The organism is Mycobacterium sp. 3-98 (assembly GCF_035918355.1).
Lineage (GTDB): Bacteria > Actinomycetota > Actinomycetes > Mycobacteriales > Mycobacteriaceae > Mycobacterium > Mycobacterium intracellulare.
Map to the genome: position 1 here is coordinate 5251326 of NZ_CP142360.1, position 17272 is coordinate 5268597.

The window sequence follows — 17272 nt, forward strand, 5'->3', positions numbered from 1 at the left end:
ACACCATTACGTGGTTTCTTTCGCAGCGCCAGACTTGAGATGACGTTTTATCGGGCTAATGTCGCGCCGGATAGGTCAAAATTCAAAGCGTTGCGTCCCGCAGAGTGGACCAGTTCCTGATCCCCCGCTAACCTCCGACGGTGCACCGGCAATCAGTACCTGTCGGAGACAGCGTCGCACGTGACTTTTCCCTCGAGCTCCTCAGCAGAGCACGACAGTTCGTAGAACTTGGCTAAGGTGAGCCAACCGCTGCGTTCAGCGCCGCCTGCGTCCCGGCTTCGATGACACGGTCGGCTACGGCATTATCTAGCTCGTAAACACCGTCGAGCGGCCCTTCCGCGAAGTGCCGACGGACGGCATCAACCTTCCAATCGGAACGGTTAGGGTCGCGGATCCTGGCGAGCTGTTCAGCGTGTAGCCGCTGGCGGGCTTCGTCGGCGTCGCGGCCGGTGACTGACCAGTCGGCGGCCGGGTAGCGCGCGACCCATGTCCCGTCCGGCCGTTCGGTGATGCATGGCCTGAACACAAACGAGATTTTCCGCTCAACCATCAATCGTTCGATATCTGCTTGCGTTTCGACATTCACGGCATACCTCGTGGCGGATAGGACGATGCGAGCCAGGGCAGCTCGGGGCCGATCCGTCGATCCTATTCTGTCATCGCCTAATCGACCCAATCGCCTATCAGACATAAGCGAGGCCTGGCCGGCGGAGGTCGGGTGAGCGCGGTTGTCCTCGACGCAGCGTTGGCGCCTCCGTGATCGAGCTGGTTTGAATGGTGCACTGGTTTGAATGGTGCAGTAGGGCAGCAATATCGCGATGCACAGTGATCTCGTTCGCGATCACCATCGTTGGGACTTGGTATTTTTCTTTCACGCGTCGACGTGGCGCTGCGGACACCTCAGGGCAACGGCAAGTTCGATCCCCTGCCGTTTATCCGGGTGACCACCGACACCTCGTGGGCTGCCGCAGGAACGATCGTGGCCACCAACGGCGCGGCGTTCGCTCACGACCGCGGCCGCGATGCGCTGTCCACCAGCGAACGCCGCGCCGTTGGACGCGGCGGCGTCCGCGCCGTGCGCCCGCGCGGTTGGCCGCATCTAGTACAGCTGCCCGCGAAGCGCGCCTTCAACACCGCGCGCAGCTCAGCAACCCCGCCAGTTCTGCGATCGCGGTGAGCCTTGACCGCGGTCCTGCGCTGCGCCGCTGGCGCAGCGCAGGACTGGCGGTGTTCATTGACGGCGCCGCTCCCCTCCGCTTGAACCTCGGGGATACAGTTGTGCTCCCACTCGGCCGCGGCAGCCGATCGCCCGTGCTCAACAAGAACGACGCTGCGTCAGCGACCTTTTTGACGTCCACGCTCAGCGTGGGCTCCGTTGGCTTTCTGCGCCTCGCAAACACACCTGCGCGTCGCTGGATTTCGAGTTGACGCCCTCTCTGCGGCACTGACCAACACCAGTGTGTCCACATTTGTCCACCACCCCTGTTGCCCGATCCCCCTGCTCCACAACAGAAGCCGATCCCGTCCGTGCGTCACACACCAACGAGCACCACCACGACCCGATTCTCGGCCACCCCAGAGACCACACACCTCTTGCATTCGGGGCGTGGATCGGTCAGCGCTTTTCGTCCGTACGAAATTAAGTTAGTGTTTCTTCGTGTCCGATCGGCCTGTCTGTCCGCGCTGTCGGGCCGAGCTGCCTGCGGCTGTCGGTAGGGGTCGTCCACGGGTGTGGTGCTCGCAGGTATGCCGGCGGGCCGCTTATGAGGAGCGTCGTGCTGCTCGGTCTGGAGCGATCGGATTGCGCGTCGAGCGTGTGGTGGAGCGAGTCGAAACGCCGGTGGTGTGCGTGGAGTATCGCGACCGCGTTGTGGAGCTGCACGCGCCATCACCAGACCCTACCCGCGCGGCCGCGATCGTCCTTACCTCGCCCCGTGCGTGCCGCGATGTGCTCGACGGCCTGGCCGATGCCGCAACCCTGGGCAGTTTGCATCGTGGCGAGCACGACGCCACGGTGCGTGCGGCCGCGCGGCTGCTGACTGCGCTTCGGGCCGCCCGATTGCTGGCCTAACCGCAGGGGCGCGGGTCCGCGCCCGCGGGGCCGCGCAGCGCGCCACGCTGGCGGGGCCGCGCCGGGACGCGCTTCCTCTCCTGCTGTCCTCGCGGCGCGAGCTGCCCTGTGCAGCGATTCTGGCCGCGGTCGCCCGACGCCGCGGCGGCGTCGACGCGGCGGTCAAAAATGTCAGGCCACCGCGAAGAATTCGTCGACCGCCACCTCGGGCAGCACCTCGCACAACACCGCGACCAGTGCGGCTCTGCGGGCCTGCCGCACCAGCTCGGCTTGGGTTTCAGCATTGGGTAAAAGCCAGTGCGCTCGGCCCCATTCGGTCACTGCCCGATCTGCCCAATCATCGGCCAGCTCCGCCACTCTGTACGCGACTTCTTGAGCGGCTTCGGCGACGAACTCCCCCCGCTCCGCGTCATCCCAGCTCGCTGGGAGCCGCAAATGCCGGCCCAACACCCCGGTGAGCAACTCGGTCGGTACCAGATCGTCCATATCGCCATTGTGCGCTCGCAGAGCATCTTTGATGCGAATGCGCGCCCTGAAACTACCGACGTCTCTTGGGCGGATCCCAATCTAGGAACGGTTGCACTGACGACGGGCGGCCACGCGGCGAGTTGTTGGGATCAGAACTGCAGATCGTGGTCAAGCCCCCGTTGCCACCGTACGCGTTGCGGGCTGCTCGCGAACTGTCGACACCGCAAATTCCCGAGGATCCGGAGCTTTTCGACGTTGGGTGATGTCGTGGCGAGTTATTTCCGGGTCAGCGGTAGACGGATTTTCGGGCCGCGTTTTACGCTGCGGCAATACCAGGCCAGTTGCGGGCCGACGCGGATACTCGTTGCCCACCAAGAGGACTGAGGTCGGTCCCGTTGGTGCGGGGTTCGCCCCGGGTCGCGGCCAGTAACGGGAGGGACCAACACGATGGGACGCAAAAGTCGCCACAGCTCGAACGCAGGCTCGGTCAGGTGCAACCGACGCCCAAAGAAGCCGAACGCGCGATAATCAAGGCCGAACGACGCACTCGCCTCATTGCACCCACCGTCGAAGCCTATACACGCGTCGCCGCAAGCGGCCCAGCACAACTGGCCGCTGCACTCGTCAGTCGTCACACGACGCGGATCGACAACCTCGATGCCGTTGCCCAACGTTGCATGGACCACTGCGTTCCTCATCTGTTGGCGATCAGCGCATTGGACGCAGCTCTTACCCACGGAGGCCGTCAGCTGCTGCTGTATTCACCGCCGCATGAAAGCCCATGGCCAACACACCTGTCCTGGAGTCTGGAAAGCACCATCGCGGCGCTGCGCTTGATGCTCGCCGGCCAAACCGTGGGCGCCGCAATCATTTTGCGGCAACAACTTGGCCGATGGACACGACCTGTCGCTGGCCGAACCTGTCGTCCAGCGCCGTTACGAATCGATGGAATCGTTTATCGCCAGAGCGTGGACACGCGGCGCCATGGACATGGTCGGTCAATACAGCACCGACGTCGGGGCAGGCGACATCTTCGACGATATCGACAACCACCCACCCACCAAAGGTGTGATCCGCACCGAGCATGAGCATGTCCAACTTGACCGGCGGACCATATGCCCTGCCCACGTGTATCACGAACTCTGTCAGCTCATCGACGCACTACCACCTGATCGGCCGACCGACTGCGAGGTTGTTCACGACCTCGACGCCGAAGACTCGGCGACCGATGCTCTCTGTGATGCGCTGTCGCTGTGCCTGATGCAGATGCGACTCGCCTCATCAGGAAAAGGTGCAGTCTCAAGACACCCCGACGCCGCACACGCACTCGGTTCGGAGTCGGCTCTAGGGCGACCACCTGCCCTGCCGGCGTCGACAACACCAGTGCCGCTGGGCACGTCGCCGCTCACACGACCGACCCCGGCCCTGGTGCCGCTGGCGCGCACCGAACTAGCCTCCTCCACCAACATCAACGAACTCTTCCAGCTCTACACCGACTACCACGCTGTGCTCGCCGACAGATCCCGCGCTGAGCATCCCACGCCGCGAGAGCTCGCCGAACTCGCCTTCGCCGCGCACCGCTACATCAGATTCGCGATCACTGAGCACTCTCATGCCCTGGACCTCGAACACTCACACGGGCGCCTGCAGATTCGCCGACATCTGGGCCCGCGGTCCGCGCAGATCTTGACCGCGGAGTTCGCCGCGCTGTGCGCGCACTGGAACCAGTCCCGACCACACATCGCTGCCGCCGCCACCCAAATCTCGGCAACCCTGCTCTCCGGGTATTGGCTGTGGCTCGAAGAAGACGACCGCGCCATGGGAATCCTGCGCTGCACCCTGCACCACGCCGCGCGATTGCGGTTGTGGCACACCAAACCCGACGCCGCTCAAGAATTGCAGACCACACCCTCGACCACCCCGAGCCGCTGGCGGACCGTCGCCGGCTGGTCGCAACACCGCTCGCTCGATCTCGCGCTCTTTGATTACGCCCACGCCAACCGCGAAAGCCGCATCGACGCCCCAGCGCTCCTCTTCCGCGACTATGGCGAATACGCCGAAGATTGGCTATCCCAGCGGCAGGCCCGAGAAGTAGCACTGGACAAAGTCACCACGCTCGCCGCAACCGAAATCATGAAAGTTGTTGATACACACCAATCACGAACACTCGCCGATACCATGCGCCAAGCACTCCACAACAGCGGACTCGACCTCCACACCAGCCCAGCCCGCAGACAACCCGAGGGGCGCGCGACGGCAAACCGTGCGGCACACGACGCCTCCACCACCGCCGACACACCACTTCTCGACTGACCCGATACGCGATGTCCACCAACCTAGACATATGACGACTGCGATGACGTGAAGCTGCGCGTGAAGCTCTCGGCTGAGCTGTGGTTGTTGCGGCAATCGACGGCTCGCATGATTCAGTCGCTCAAGACCGAGTTGCCGGCGCTGCCGACTCCGACGACGAGGAAAGCGCGGCGGGCCGCGAATGCTCGCTGGGGGCGCCGGGGAGCCAATAACGATGCCGCAGGTTAAGCGGGGCAGTCGTGGTGCTGGTTTGCACATGCTGGGCATTTACCAGGCACTCCGGCGGAGAATTGACCGTTGGTCGATCTAGGGTCTGGGCATTGCCACGCCCTGAATAGAGGTTGCTGCGCTGCCATCGGCCATGGCGTTGCGGTGACGTGTTCCAGTATTCTGAAACGTTGTACTCGGCGATCAGGCTGGAGGAATTGTGGTTGAGGAACACCGCGATACAGCACTTCGGTTGCTGACTGACGGTGCGCCCGGCCGACATGACCTGTTCATCGGATTGGTAGCGCCAATTGGATCCAGCCGCGATCAGGTGCTATCGGAGCTGGAAGCGCAGTTAACGCAATACGGCTACGGGATGGAACGGGTGCGTTTAGCGGATCTGCTCGACGATGTACCTCGCGAGAGCGGCAACCCGCTTCCGCGTCGCGGGGAGCCGCACTACTACAAAATGCGTATGGACGCCGGTGACGAGCTGCGCCGGAAGACCGGCGAGGACAGTGCAGTTGCCGCGTTGGCGATTGTGCGGGTCGCGCGAATGCGTGAAACCGTTGGGGGTCAAGCCGACGAGGACACCGACGTTCAGCCGATCGTGTACGTGTTCGATAGCCTCAAGCATCCCCGCGAAGCACGGCTACTGCGGAACGTATATGGCGCCGGATTCTGGCTGCTGTCAATCGTTCAGGACGCCGATGAATGTGAACAGAACCTCGCTGAAGATCAAGCGTCTCAGCAGGGCACGTTCAGCTCTCCCCAGAACGATCCTGAGCTAGCCGAGCTGATGCGGCGCGATAAGGGCGATCCGGACGACAAAAGTGGTCAGCAGGTTCGCGATGTTTTCGCCGCTGCAGACTATTTTTTGCCGGTTCGCGTCGGGTTGAACTGGACAGATCACCTCGAACGCTTCCTCGACGGCGTTTTCGATGCGCCATTCCTCACCCCACTGCAGCACGAGGATGCGATGCGTCACGCAAAGGCCGCAGCACTGAGGTCCGCGGCGCTCAGCCGGCAAGTCGGAGCCGTGCTGCTTCCTGCGGGTGGCGATCCCTACCTTGTCGGTACCAACGAGGTGCCGAAGCCAGGCGGCGGACAGTACCGCGAAGGCGACTCTCCTGACTACCGGGACTTTCAGACGGGTCGTGACCCCAACCCAACGTATGTCACGCGGTTGCTGAGCGAGGTGTTCGAGAAGCTCGCCGCGGCGGAGTACTTCAGCGACGAACGCAACGAAGCTGGCGGGGCTGCAGTGCTGAAGGAAGCTTTGGCTAAGCGGGATGGGCAACCCCCGGTCCTCCACAATATTCGCGCTACCTCCCTAATCGAATTCAACAGGTGCTTGCATGCTGAGCAAGCGGCGATCGTCAGCGCAGCCCGCACCGGAGTGGCTGTGGACGGCTCGACGCTCTACACGACAACTTTTCCGTGTCACGAATGCACGAAAATCATTGTGGGAGCGGGAGTTATCGAAGTTCAGTACATCGAGCCGTATCCGAAGAGTATGGCGAGCGAACTCTATCGACACTTCATCGACGCTGTTCCGCCGTTGCAAGCTGCGGCGGATCCGGAGCGTGTTCCGTTTCGGCCGTTCCTTGGCTTCGGGCCAGGACGGTACGACGAGGTATTCGAGGCCGGGCGCAGACGTGATGGCAACCGCACCGCTGAGCGAAATAAACTGCTGGCGTCTCCGATCGGCCGAGGATGGAGTGAAGTCGCCGTGAAAGACAAAGAGGACGAGGTGGTGGTCGCGTTCGCGGTAGCAAGTGGGCAGCCCTCACCTGCGCGGGAGCAGTCACAAGTTGAGACCAAGGGTGATTCGAAGACAGAAGATGTCAGCTGAGCGACGTACTCTTTAGCGCTATGGCGAAAAAGGAAGCGGAGATGTTGAACCAAACATGCGGAACGTGGCTATCTGACCAGGTCATCGCATCTGCGCACCGTTTGACTAACCGGCCACCGTCGCTGTTGTCGCCGACAGCGCGGACCTTGAAGGCCGACATCGCGGCTTGGATAGACGCCGCTTCTGTTACGTGCTCTCAGCATGAGGGTCCCACGCTGCGTGTTGTCCATCACTCCGCTGACACTGAACCCTTAACCGGGCAGCAGCAGTTGACGATCCTCACGGAAATTCCGAAACGCTCCAAGAAATAAGCGATTCTCGTCTCGGTGCCGCTAGTTCGGTGACGGCAGATCCCAGCCGAGCTCTTGGACGTGCTGCGCTGTATTTGCGCGAAAGAACGCGAAGCGTTGAAACATCAACAGTCTCTCGCGTAACAGTTGCGGCTCGATACCAACTTGCAATAGCAGCAGACATCTCAGCAGCCAAGAGGTCGCCCCAGAAACAATGAGCCACTGAAGGACGCGGTCCTCTAACGGCGCCTTATCATCTAAGATATGCGCAAGACTGTTGCGCGCCTTCGTGATTCGGCCAGCCAGCTCAGTGATGGACTCGCTGATTTCTGGTACCACGCTGCATACCTCTGTGACGATTGCCTGTGCACGCTCTTGGAAACTTACTTGCCGATAGAAAGTAACCGCTTTCGCGACAAGGCTCGAGTCGAGCCCTTCAGCCGAGGCTTGGGTAACAGCCGCCGTTCGGGCGGCCTCGTACACCCGGCGCAGCACATTTTTAGCGACACCCGGGAACTTCGCCTGTTCGTATCCAGGCAACCCGCGGTGGAATCCCTCAATTAGGGCCGTGAGTAACAGAACGCGTGTCTGCGCAGCACCCATAAACGGGCGGGCGACCACCCAGGTGAGTCCGTCGAGCTTCGTATGGAGTTCAATCCATTTGGCGTAGCTCTCGATGCTGAGCTGATCAGGCTTCAATAAGGGCTGATTTTCAAACTCACTCAGCCCGGAACAAAATGCCGGCCCGTGCACCTGCAGCCAGTCGCCTTCGGGGTGGATTCGTACCTGAGTTTCCCGGGTGTTCCGATCTTCGTCGGGATACATAGCCAACTGCAGCAATGCTAGGCAACCCGATACCACGCGCACTTCTAGCTGCCGCAACGTGTCACCCTTAGCAGAGTCGTAGACAAGCCAGTTATCACTAGCCCAGTCCTCGCTATCAGCCGCCTCTACACTCAGCTTGGAGCCATCATCTGCGACCTCGCTGGACTCACCGTCGGCTAGGTGCGTGAGCGAGTACGGACGGTCCATGCGGAAGCGCACGGAGCTGTAGAGCTGATCTTTCGACACGAGAGCACCGACGATGGCACCGGCGTTCGTGATATATCGTGGGCTGAAATCCCCTGCACTACCATAGTTTTGCGCCTCGATCAGGGTAACGTGCTTTCCGTTGTCTAGCTTGCCGTGCAAGGTGGTCGGCAGGAATGACACGACCGATCGCGTTGCCTCAGCCGAAACAGACCAGCCCGTTACTCTTCCACTTGGATCTCGATGCACCGTGACGCGCTGATCATCAACCAGATTCGCGGTCAGATTCGCCTCTGGCTTTCTGCCGAGCTCGGCGGTGAACTCCCCGCGTATTCGGTGACTCGGGTTGTCCGGTATCCAGAACTCGCCGCCGATACTCATCGCGTCGTCCGCTGCCGACGGCGTATCCGCTTCAAGAATCGATCGGTTTTCGAAACAGGTTCTGCGACACCAGTTATCGGCGGCCTGCGTTTAAGTCTGCTTGCGTTCGTGTGCATGTCTGCTTGCTCGACCCCTCTTCGTCGCAGTTATCACCCGAGGGTGACTACGTGAGCGCGAAGAGATTCTCCAAATCCCCGCCGCGCTCTAGATTCTCGATTCGCTGGCGGTACTCGTCGCGCCGGCTTGTCGCGTGGGCATCGGCTTGGTGGCCGTCGACGATGGCCCTGATGTTGTTATGCAGAGCACTCTGTGCAACCACCGTGGCGAAGTCCGCGATGGTGGCACACGCCGCCTCGGACAACGGGCCACCATGAACAGCAGCGTTTCTCGATCTGGTGAGCCGTTTAACCCTCGAGTCGACGCGGGCTTGTTCGTTGGAGAAGACAAGGCTGAGTGCTGCCCCGGACGAGATGATGTCGTCGGTCTCAGCCAGCCGACGCGCCAGCCAGTGGTCGGCGTAGATGCGGCGCAGTGCGGCGACGTGGGCGACGGCTTTAGACCTGTCGATAGCCGTGCCCCATTCGTTCACGATGATGTCTTCGCGAATCGCATTGAGTTCCTGTGGGGTTACCGCGCCTGGCGTGCTGTCGGGTAGGTACGTCTCAGACGCGTGGAAGACGTCGATTACTACTCGCCGAGCGAACGCTGTGAGCGTGTACTCATCGACCAAATACTCATCGACGAATCCGTACCAGCGGTGGCCGCCAGTGGGTGCGGTCCAGTTGTTGCAGTGTTCGATGGCGCGCACAGCGGCCATCACGACGGCTTCGGAATCAATTTGTCGAGCTTCTGTCAAGGCGGACATGAGACGAAGCGGCGGCCGTAGCTGCCTGGCAACCTCGGCGGTGATCAGGTGGCCGTCGGCGGTGAAACTGGCTAAATCCCTTGTGAAATGGTCATTTTGGTAGTAGGTAGGTTCGGGCCGTGGCTGTATCAATCCCCATCTCGGAAGCGAGTGGTTCCGCTGTGGATTGTCGATGTCGTAAACCAGGCAGCTGCCCAGTACCTTCCACATGTGTTCGTGGACAGCGACCACCGCGAGCACAGCGTCGAGGTGCATCCTGGCTGTCTCCGTGGCCCGGCGGCTCCCGACATCGTGAACCTTGACCCGGGCGTACACCAAGCCTGGGATTGCTCGGAACCCCAAGTGGTCGTCGATTTCGCTCCATCGGTCCCTCTGTAGAGCACGAATTTCGTTGGTGAGCAGTTCTTCTGGCACGACGTCAAACAATTCCCGCGCGCGGTCGGGGTGGGCCAGCACGCTGGCAAGTGCCTGCGCTTCGTAGAACGTGATGTCGCCGTGAGTGACACTGGGATTCGGCCGGAGGTAACCGGGGCTCAGGCGGAACCAGACCGCATAGTTGCCGGCGGGTCGCCGCCTGAGGACGCAGCGCGCCGCAAGGTCAGCGCGCTCGTCCTCGGTCAGATTGACAGGCGCATTCGGGTCGAACCGCGTCGACGTGTCGACAGGATCGCCGACCATCGCTTGTGCCTGCCGCACGCTCACCGCATTGCCGACGAGCACTTCAACGGCAGTCGACATAGGGCTGAAAAACCCGCGATCCTGCTTGCGGTACTCGATGAGCCCCACGACGGTGTCGCGCAGGAAGGCGATCCGTTCGCTCGGATACCGAACGTGGTCGATATCTTTGCACGCTCGAACGAAGTCTCGCCACGCTGCGACGAGCACGTCATCGTGGTCAAAGATCGCGGCGAGCGTGGCGGTCTGTGCGGCGACGAAGGGGCGCTTCGTGTCATCGATCAGTGGTCGCGCGCCAGCGCGCGGCACCAGTAAGCCGCTGCTGATCGCCTGGTGGACCGCACGGGCCGGATTGTCGACGAGTGGCCGGAGGTCGGGCCCGATCCAGTCGAGAGTGTCGGAGAGGTCGGCCGCTCTCGATGCCCAACTGTCGATATGCATGTGGTCGTGCGGCCGGGGGTCAGCGCCCGAAGCCGCGATCTCCTGCGCGATCGCGGTCAACGGCATGTGGCCGGAGCTGCAGGTGACAGCTCCCTCCCTGCGGGTGTACTCGCGCAGTTCCTCAAGCCAGCGCTGCTGCTGTTCGAACAACGTCATGGCATCGGCCTGAAAGCGGCTACGGCGCCCGCGCCGCAGCCGACACCTGTCACGCCATCGCTCACACCACACCGCCCTACCTATTCTTGAATAATCTGAGCAGCGGAAGTGGTTCGCCGAGTTCTACTATCGCGACCATGACCGTGATGCCGCCTAGCAATATAAATGGCCGCCATCACGTCCCAGACCTATAAGCGCCAGATGGACGGAGTCCGATTGATAAGCGCGGTCCGATCCGTCAGAACTAGTTGCGTTACCGCTGTAAAGCACAGCAGAGATTTTGTTCTTGGCGCCAGTCCGCTGAGGGTTCACCTGGCTGACCGCCGACCCCAGCGCATCTGAGGTATAGACCAGCTCCACACAGCTGCCATTTGAATAGCCGGCGCCTTCCTATGGTCGGTGAATCCCCGACACGCCGTGGTTCCGAGTGGCACCCGATGGTGCTAAATTTGCTGCTCAGGGCACCCTTCGCCTCCCCATGAGGTGGGCTTTCAGGCTCTCCTAAAGCAGTGCTCGACCTCATTGACGTAGTCGATCAGCTCGACAGGCGCTTACGTCCAATCGAAGGCCGGCAATAGGTCACGGCTTGCTCGCCCAGAAGGCTGAGCGGCCGGAAACCCATCATCACCGCGGAGTCGGGAATCTCCGGTTCGGATGCCCACCTCCGAGGCCTCACGGGCAGCACGACGTCGTGATTAGCCACCAATGCCGTCCTGGTGAACATCGCATTGAAGAACTCAGTGATCATCGGTATCGCCTGTTCGTTCCGCTCCGCCGAACCGAGATACGGCATAGTCGCGTAACTGGCATGTCTCGGTCGAAGCGAGCATCGTCCGCATACCGAGTTGCTGAGGCTCCCCCCATGGTCGTCGGTGTAGTGGTGTGTGCCATCAACTTCCAGAACAATGCGGTGGTGGTTGAAGGCCAGCACGGCGAAGCCGCACACGCGATGAAATCCCCGGCTGTCGCCGCGGCGAGGAGGTCAGAGTTGGAGTGCGGCCGCGGCGCCGCTGGTATCTACCATCGAATGTTGCTCTACTGGTAGCCAGGATCGAGGACCATGCCTCATGATCGCGGTATGACCTGCCGACCACTACGAACGGCGGGAGACGGAGTTAGAGATCATGACTGCTGTGGAAGACGGTCCGGTGATGCTGACCGCCCATGAGGTTCGAGCGATGACGGGAGTTCCGGTTTCGACGCTGCACGACTGGGCAGCTAGACGGGAACGCGGCATCGCTGCGCCGGGTCCACATCATATGAGGCTGAGTGACCGGCACCGCCGGTGGCTGCTGGGTGATGTCAAAGAGTGGCTGGAATCGACGCGGGTGTAAGGCAATTCGTCCGTACGAGCATGGTCAGAACGAATTTACGACTGCGGTTACTGCTCGAATTGGCTGGTCGCCCGCCATGGCTGGGACCCTGATTCGTAAGGCGTGCAACACTATTCGGGAGGAACCTTGGCCATAAGGCGCCGGGAGACCAAGGACGGTGTGCGTTACGACGTGCAGTGGCGCTTACCGGATCGTTCGAAGCGCAAGAAGACGTTCAGAACAGAGCGCGAGGCACGGCAGTTCGAAGCACGGCTCGTTACCAGCAGTGCTGCGGGGGTGAGGGTGGATCCGCGCGGCGGCAAAATCGAGTTGCGCGCTGTGTATCGATCCTGGCTGGCTTCGCGACCCGACTTGAGCGCAAAGGTTCGTCGCGGATACGAGGACAACTGGAGGCTGCGTATCGAGCCGCACTTTGGTTCGTGGCCGATCGGGAAGATTGATCACGAGTCGGTCCAGCAGTGGGTGAATGGCATGTCGGCATCGGGTCTTGGGCCGCGGACGGTGCGGTGGACGCACTCGGTCCTTAAGATGGCTCTTGATCGCGCTGTCGGGGAAGACCAGCTGATCGGCAAGAACCCGGCGTTGCGCACCAAGTTTCCGCCGATGCGACACGCACCCCACATCTATTTGACCGCCGCTGAGGTCGCAGCCCTTGCCCAGACGTGTGGGGCTCAGGGCGACGTCGTCTTGCTCCTGGCTTACACCGGTCTTCGGTTCGGTGAGCTCATTGGCCTCAATGGCGAGGATGTTGACCTGGGTGCTCGCCGTGTCCGTGTTCGCCGGTCGATGACGCAGGTCGGCGGCAAACTCGTCGAAGGTAATCCGAAATCGGAGACTGGCCGACGTTCTGTTCCGATTCCCGAGCGCTTGATGCCGGCGCTGAAGGCGCGGCTCGATGCATGCCCACCCGGTGCGCCGGCGATCGCGTCTCCGAAGGATTCACGGCTGAGTCTGGAGAACTGGAAGCGTGCGGTCAGCTGGAGGAAGTCGGTCATTGAGATCGGCCGGGCCAGTTTGCGTGTGCATGATCTGCGGCACACTTATGCGTCGCTGTCACGTCGAGCCGGCGCGGACTTGCGACTCCTCCAAAAGGCGATGGGCCACGCGTCGATCACCGTGACCGCGCACACCTATGCGGATCTGTTTGACGATGAACTTGACGACATCGCAACCGCACTCGACTCACTCGACGATGGTTTTAACCAGGGCGGCAGCTGATTCATCTTGGCCCCATTTCGACCATTTCTCGCGAGATCGACGCGCGCTGCCACGAGGTACTTCAACGCTCTGAGCTGCATAAACAACGTGGTGGCCAGGGGCGGGATCGAACCGCCGACCTTCCGCTTTTCAGGCGGGCAGAATGGCCGCTGACCTGCGGTTTAACGACGCCCATACGTCAAATATGGCGCGCTGAGCACGTCTGACTCAGGGCGCTCGTCCGACGATCGGACACAAACCGGACACGGTGACAGCACTCCCGACAGGGGACCCTTCGTCGCCCGTCACTAGATGACGCGCGCCGGGGGCTCCCGGGGAGCAGCTACCCGATGCCCAGCGTCAACAGGTCGATCGCTCGTCCAACCAGCACGAGTACGGAGCGACCCACTCCTCGGCCGGACCCAACCCGAACGGCCAGCCGGAACACGGACGGAGCCGCGGACGCCGGTAGACCGCGAGTGCCCGAGGCCGCTAAGGCCGCAGGGCGCGAGAGCGGTAGCGGTCGGTCGGACGGCGGGAGCGGCGTAGACCGTGTTCCGGCTGGGACCAACGGGCTTGTTATATGTGCCAAAAGTGTCCGCGACGCCGTCGAGGGCGGTGTTGATGCGGAGCTGTCGGCTGCGGATGCCCTGGGGCTGCGGTTCCCGAGCCCCGACTTGGTGGCGTCGGCGGCGGCACTCTTTGAGCCGGCCGAACCATGGGCGCACGGGCGGGACCGTCTGAGCGTGGAACCGGAGTCCGGCCGATTCCGGATCACGGTGGGCCCCGGAGTGGTCCGCCTCGCCTGGACAAATCCCGTTCGAGCCGAAAAGGCATCCGCGCGGGCAGTCAACCATCACCGGCTCGATGTGGCTGTCGAGGTGGACCGCATCAAGGCAGGCTGTGACACGCCTGATCCTCCTGGCCGGGCGATCACCGAATGGTCCCGCAAGTCGCGCGCCGCGATGTGCCGCACCTTCGCCGAACTCGACTACACACCCCTGGTGGACTCCGGCCGCGTGCCGGCGATGGTTACGCTGACCTACCCCGGCGATTGGGAATGTGTCGCCCCTGACGGAGCCAGCGTGAAACGCCACATGGTGTTGTGGCGCAAACGCTTTCAGCGCGAATGGGGCGAACCGGCCCGCTACATTTGGAAGCTGGAATTTCAACGGCGCGGCGCACCACACATTCATCTGTGGATGGCTCCCCCACAGACCCTCAGCCGATCCGGCCGCAAGTTCCGAGACTGGCTTTCACAAGAGTGGGCCGACATCGTCGCCCACCCCGACGCCGAGCAACGCGTCCGCCACCTGCTCGCCGGAACCGCCATCGACATCCTCAACGGATTGCGCGCTTGCGATCCCAAGCGCCTGGCCATCTATTTCACCAAGCACTCATCTCCAAATCTTGATGGCGACAAGGAATACCAACATGTCGTGCCTGAGTTGTGGCAGCAGCCCGGACGTGGTCCCGGTAGGTTCTGGGGCGTCTACGGACTCAAAAAGGCCATTGCGGTCGTCGAGATCGCCCAGGACGCGTACCTGGCGGCGCGCCGAATCGTGCGGCGGTGGTCACGTAGCCACGCGATCTACAGCAACCCTGCCAGCAGCTTCCCCACCGCAGTCTTGCCGCGCACGGCCACTCGGCTGGTCCCGCGTGTTGGTCAGAACACCGGCGTCGTGACTCATCGGAGGGTGCGACGTCGACGCGCCTTCTGCAACCAAGGCGGCCTCGCGGGCGGATACGCGCTAGTGAATGACGGGCCAGCGTTCGCATCCCGGCTCGCGACAGCGTTACTTGGCGCTGCGGTTAACACGCCTGCGGCACCTCACCCCGGAAATTGCGTGTGATTGCGCAACGCCTCGGTGGCGGCTTGAGCCGCGCCGCAGGCTTCGGTGAAGGCATGACGAGCCCTGTCGAACGCCTCCATCACTTCGAGAGTGTGAGCGGGATCGATAATCGCCCAGTTCAGCCTCGTAGACAAAGAACGGACGATGTCGGCGATCGTCAACCCCGTACCAGCCAGCCGATTGACAATCCAATTGACCACTGCGGGATCGCCCACATCGGCTCCGAAGGCGTCGATGTCGAGCGACAACGTGCACATGTGCGCATGCAGATATTCTGATTGCGCGACCAACGGCGCCGAGTCGCCCCAACGTGCGAAATCAGGGACACCGGGGTCAGTGGGCTGACCGGGCGGGGTAGGCCAGAGTTCTCGAACCATCGTCTAAGTGTAGGCATGACCGATTGCCAGAGTGGCCGTCATTATCTGTATCGAACCGGCGAGTGTATATGACTGTTACCGACGTTGCTTCGGACTTCTCGTTTCGTCGTCGGTGACACTGTTATCTGTAACGGTTTCACCCACGTTGAGGTTCTTGGTTTGTCGGCGTTGTGGCCGCTTGAATCTGCTCGGCGACGATGTCGGCGTGACCGGCGTGCCGGTTTCGCCCTTATGCTGCTTCGCTATGACTCGGTGACCGGCGAAGCAGATATACCGCCGGCCATCGGTTGACTCTCATTTTCCCCGAGCCCGAGCCGCGTAGTAAGAGCCTCGCGCAGGCCTGTATCGGTGCCATCTCCCACCCAGGCGATGTATCCATCGGGTCGAACCAATAGGGCTTCGGGGGCTGTTACTTGGCCCAGAACAGGGAATTCCCACGGCCCGGCGTACTCGGCGTCGACGGCTTTCACCCGATGTGCCCATGGAGAGATGTCGAAATCCCAAGGCTTGCCAAGGTTTAGCAGCACCGCGCGGGCGTCGTGGAGAAGCCTGAATACTCGCAGTGGACCAGTGGGGGTGGTTAGGTCGAGATCGGGCATCCGGCGCCCGAGTAGTGGGTGTCCTGCGCCGAGGTCGTACTGAATGTCGAGGCCAGTCATCATCGCGGCAATTCGCGTGCGTGGCTCTTCCATGTTCAGTAGCTCAGAGATGGTGTCGCGCAACGCGTCGAGACGTTCGCCGGTACCGAGGAGCGCGGTTTGGGCCATGGTGTTGCGTAGCACACCAGCGGCGACCGGGTGCCGCTCGCCGTGGTAGGTATCCAGCAGGCTTTCCGGCGATGTCGTGTTGACCACCTGGGCCAGCTTCCAGCCCAGATTCACCGCGTCCTGGATGCCGGTGTTAAGGCCTTGCCCGCCAACCGGGAAGTGCACGTGCGCGGCGTCACCGGCCAGCAGTACGCGCCTGTCTCGGTAGGACGCCGCCTGCCGCGTAACATCGGTGAACCGGGAAACCCAGATGGCACTGCGTATTCCGTAGTCGGTTCCGCGCACGGCGATGAGCGCCTCGCGTATGTCGTCCAGACTGGGCTCGCCAGCATTCTTGAGATGCGGTTCGGCGACCATGACCCGCACCGGCCCGCCATCCTCCAGTTTGAAGAAGGAATGAAACCCGCTGTCGCGATGCATGCCCCACGGCGGCTGCTCGTCCAGCTCGACATCAGCGATCAGGCAACTCATCGATGGATCCCACCCCGGGAATTCGATGCCGGCGGCCTTGCGGATGACGCTCCGCCCTCCGTCGCACCCGACAAGATACGCCGCGCGAAGCGGCGGGCCGTCGGAGAGCTTGACGTCGACGCCAGCGTCGTCTTGGGTGGAACCTTTCACCTCGCGGCCGCGATAGATCGGCACTCCCAGCTCGCTCACCCAGTCGGCGAGGGTGCGTTCGATGCGGTACTGCGGCAGTCCCAACCCATAGTTGTGCCGGGTGGGCAGGACGCTGATGTCGATGAAAATCCCGGAGTAGTGCCCGATCTGGCCCGTCCATCCTTGCGACAGGAATCGGTCAGCAATCCCCCGTTGATCGAGAACCTCAATTGTGCGCGACGTCATCCCACCCGCGCGCGAGCCGATCAGCTCATCGCTGCTGCTGCGGCGCTCGATGATCGCAACGTCGATTCCTGCCAGCGCTAACTCACCGGCCAGCATCAGCCCGGTCGGGCCCGCGCCGGCAACAACTACCGCATGGTCTGCCACATG

General features: G+C 62.2%; 13 protein-coding genes and 1 tRNA gene. 6 read left to right on the plus strand and 8 right to left on the minus strand.

Annotated features, from left to right (window positions below; genetic code table 11):
• Positions 1-232: 232 nt before the first annotated feature.
• Positions 233-586: a hypothetical protein gene (locus QGN30_RS24595; RefSeq protein WP_248923411.1), complete on the minus strand. Its 354-nt coding sequence runs from the start codon at positions 584-586 to the stop codon at positions 233-235.
• Positions 587-883: 297 nt separating this feature from the next.
• Between QGN30_RS24595 and QGN30_RS24600 the strand changes: the two genes are divergently transcribed.
• Both QGN30_RS24600 and QGN30_RS24605 read left to right on the plus strand, forming a co-directional pair.
• Entirely contained in the window at positions 884-1177 is a 294-nt protein-coding gene (locus tag QGN30_RS24600; protein WP_326565932.1) for a hypothetical protein, read from the plus strand.
• A gap of 624 nt (positions 1178-1801) precedes the next feature.
• Positions 1802-2071, plus strand: a complete 270-nt coding sequence (locus tag QGN30_RS24605) for a hypothetical protein (RefSeq protein ID WP_248923409.1) — start codon at positions 1802-1804, stop codon at positions 2069-2071.
• A 171-nt stretch (positions 2072-2242) separates the two neighbouring features.
• On the opposite strand, the gene QGN30_RS24610 is transcribed toward QGN30_RS24605, so the two are convergent.
• Positions 2243-2557 carry a hypothetical protein gene (locus QGN30_RS24610; protein WP_248923408.1) on the minus strand — a complete coding sequence of 105 codons (315 nt, stop codon included), beginning with the start codon at positions 2555-2557 and terminating at the stop codon, positions 2243-2245.
• Between the two features lie 867 nt (positions 2558-3424).
• Between QGN30_RS24610 and QGN30_RS24615 the strand changes: the two genes are divergently transcribed.
• Positions 3425-4852, plus strand: a complete 1428-nt coding sequence (locus tag QGN30_RS24615) for a hypothetical protein (RefSeq protein WP_248923407.1) — start codon at positions 3425-3427, stop codon at positions 4850-4852.
• A 427-nt stretch (positions 4853-5279) separates the two neighbouring features.
• Positions 5280-6914: a hypothetical protein gene (locus QGN30_RS24620; protein ID WP_248923406.1), complete on the plus strand. Its 1635-nt coding sequence runs from the start codon at positions 5280-5282 to the stop codon at positions 6912-6914.
• A gap of 332 nt (positions 6915-7246) precedes the next feature.
• On the opposite strand, the gene QGN30_RS24625 is transcribed toward QGN30_RS24620, so the two are convergent.
• The 3 genes from QGN30_RS24625 to QGN30_RS24635 form a co-directional block, all read right to left on the minus strand.
• Positions 7247-8614, minus strand: coding sequence for a HEPN domain-containing protein (locus QGN30_RS24625; protein ID WP_248923405.1), 1368 nt, complete (start codon positions 8612-8614; stop codon positions 7247-7249).
• Between the two features lie 163 nt (positions 8615-8777).
• Complete coding sequence (locus QGN30_RS24630) at positions 8778-10751, minus strand: hypothetical protein (RefSeq protein ID WP_248923404.1); 1974 nt, start codon at positions 10749-10751, stop codon at positions 8778-8780.
• 535 nt (positions 10752-11286) lie between these two features.
• On the minus strand, positions 11287-11697 hold the full coding sequence (locus QGN30_RS24635; protein WP_248923403.1) for a hypothetical protein: 411 nt from the start codon (positions 11695-11697) through the stop codon (positions 11287-11289).
• Between the two features lie 547 nt (positions 11698-12244).
• Here QGN30_RS24635 and QGN30_RS24640 point away from each other — a divergent pair.
• Complete coding sequence (locus tag QGN30_RS24640) at positions 12245-13303, plus strand: tyrosine-type recombinase/integrase (RefSeq protein ID WP_248923401.1); 1059 nt, start codon at positions 12245-12247, stop codon at positions 13301-13303.
• 88 nt (positions 13304-13391) lie between these two features.
• Here the strand turns inward: QGN30_RS24640 and QGN30_RS24645 are convergent.
• A tRNA-Phe gene (locus QGN30_RS24645) sits at positions 13392-13459 on the minus strand.
• Positions 13460-14073: 614 nt separating this feature from the next.
• Here QGN30_RS24645 and QGN30_RS24650 point away from each other — a divergent pair.
• Positions 14074-15135 (plus strand): rolling circle replication-associated protein, encoded by a 1062-nt coding sequence (locus QGN30_RS24650; protein ID WP_248923400.1) that lies wholly within the window; start codon positions 14074-14076, stop codon positions 15133-15135.
• On the opposite strand, the gene QGN30_RS24655 is transcribed toward QGN30_RS24650, so the two are convergent.
• Both QGN30_RS24655 and QGN30_RS24660 read right to left on the minus strand, forming a co-directional pair.
• Complete coding sequence (locus QGN30_RS24655; RefSeq protein WP_248923399.1) at positions 15114-15512, minus strand: hypothetical protein; 399 nt, start codon at positions 15510-15512, stop codon at positions 15114-15116. The two genes, QGN30_RS24650 and QGN30_RS24655, sit on opposite strands and share 22 nt — an antisense overlap.
• A gap of 242 nt (positions 15513-15754) precedes the next feature.
• Positions 15755-17269 (minus strand): FAD-dependent monooxygenase, encoded by a 1515-nt coding sequence (locus tag QGN30_RS24660; protein WP_326565941.1) that lies wholly within the window; start codon positions 17267-17269, stop codon positions 15755-15757.
• Positions 17270-17272: the final 3 nt, after the last annotated feature.

Excerpts from the sequence above, each read along its gene's own strand:
- QGN30_RS24610 (WP_248923408.1), bottom strand. The coding sequence starts at position 2,557 with ATGGACGATCTGGTACCGACCGAGTTGCTCACCGGGGTGTTGGGCCGG.
- QGN30_RS24655 (WP_248923399.1), bottom strand. The coding sequence starts at position 15,512 with ATGGTTCGAGAACTCTGGCCTACCCCGCCCGGTCAGCCCACTGACCCC.
- QGN30_RS24630 (WP_248923404.1), bottom strand. The coding sequence starts at position 10,751 with ATGACGTTGTTCGAACAGCAGCAGCGCTGGCTTGAGGAACTGCGCGAG.
- QGN30_RS24625 (WP_248923405.1), bottom strand. The coding sequence starts at position 8,614 with ATGAGTATCGGCGGCGAGTTCTGGATACCGGACAACCCGAGTCACCGA.